This window comes from Streptomyces sp. NPDC042638 (assembly GCF_040647235.1).
GTDB lineage: Bacteria > Actinomycetota > Actinomycetes > Streptomycetales > Streptomycetaceae > Streptomyces > Streptomyces rameus.
The window spans coordinates 1-1,569 of the sequence record NZ_JBEZBT010000149.1 but is presented as its reverse complement, the minus strand read 5'-3'; the positions used below and the strand labels follow the sequence as shown (position 1 = coordinate 1,569).

At 70.9% G+C, this 1,569-nt stretch carries 1 protein-coding gene; it reads left to right on the top strand.

Going from position 1 to position 1,569, the window contains the following annotated elements; translation table 11 throughout:
* Window positions 1-1,569 (top strand): beta-ketoacyl synthase N-terminal-like domain-containing protein (locus AB0B40_RS38170; RefSeq protein WP_362268237.1); only part of this gene is annotated, 1,569 nt, incomplete at both ends.

Below are 1,569 nucleotides of genomic sequence, written 5' to 3'. Positions count from 1 at the left end.
TGGATGCGTTGGCGGAGGTGCGGCGGGCCGAGGGGCTGCCGGCGACCTCGATCGCGTGGGGCCCCTGGGCCGAAAACGGCATGGCTGTCAGCAGTGCCGAGGTCAGCCGGACCCTCCGGCGCACCGGCATGCTCCCGATGGACCCGGAGCTCGCCGTGAAGGCCCTGGAACGGGCCCTGGTCCTGGGAGACACCGCTCTCGCCCTCGTGGACGCCGACTGGAAGCACTTCGCCGGCACCTTCGAAGCCCGGCAGATGTCCCGCATGCTCAGCGGGATCCCCGAAGTCGCCCGGGTGACCGAGGCGACCACGGCCACCGCGGAGGACACTCCGCTCACCGAAGAGACGTCCGCTCTCGTACGCAAGCTGGCCGGGCTGCCCGAAGCCGAGCAGCGCCGGATCGTACTGGAACTCGTACGCGCCCACGTGGCCGCAGTACTCGGGTACGCCGGAGCCGACGCGATCGCACCCGGTCGCGCATTCACGGAGATCGGTTTCGACTCCCTCACGGCCGTCAACCTGCGCAACCGGCTCACGGAAGCCACCGACATGCGACTGTCGGCGACGCTGGTCTTCGACTACCCCACCCCGGCAGCCCTGGCGGACCACCTGCTCACCGAACTGCTCGGCTCACAGGACGAGGAAGCCACCCCCGCGCTCCCCGCCGCGGTGGCCGCCGCCGACGAGCCCCTGGCGATCGTCGCCATGAGCTGTCGCTTCCCCGGAGGCGTGGAGACCGCGGAAGAACTGTGGGACCTGCTGGCCGCCGGCAAGGACGCCATCTCGGACTTCCCGACGGACCGCGGCTGGGACCTCGACGGTCTGTACGACGCCGACCCGGACGCCCTGGGCAAGAGCTACGTCCGGGAAGGTGCCTTCCTTTCCGAAGTGGGCGGTTTCGACGCCGACTTCTTCGGTATCTCGCCGCGTGAGGCGCTGGCGATGGACCCGCAGCAGCGGCTGCTCCTGGAGACCGCCTGGGAGCTGTGGGAGCGGGCCGGCATCGACCCCGAGGCGGTGCGCGGCAGCCGGACGGGCGTCTTCATCGGCACGAACGGTCAGGAGTACGTCTCCCTCGTGGACCAGGGCCCGGACGTGACCGAGGGCTACGTCGCCACGGGCAACGCGGCCAGTGTCGTCTCGGGACGTATCTCGTACACCTTCGGTCTCGAAGGGCCCGCGGTCAGTGTGGACACGGCGTGCTCGTCGTCGCTGGTCGCCCTGCACCTGGCCGCGCAGTCCCTCCGTCAGGGCGAGTGCTCCCAAGCGATCGTCGGCGGTGTCTCGCTGATGGTCTCGCCGCGCGGCTTCGTGGAGTTCAGCCGGCAGCGGGGTCTGGCTCCGGATGGGCGTTGCAAGGCGTTCGCGGCGGGTGCGGACGGTACCGGCTGGGGTGAGGGTGTCGGCCTGCTGCTGTTGGAGCGGCTGTCGGATGCCGAGCGCAACGGTCACCGGGTGCTGGCGCTGGTGCGCGGCTCGGCCGTGAACCAGGACGGTGCGAGCAACGGCCTGACGGCGCCGAACGGTCCGTCGCAGCAGCGGGTGATCCGTTCCGCGCTGGCGAGTGCGG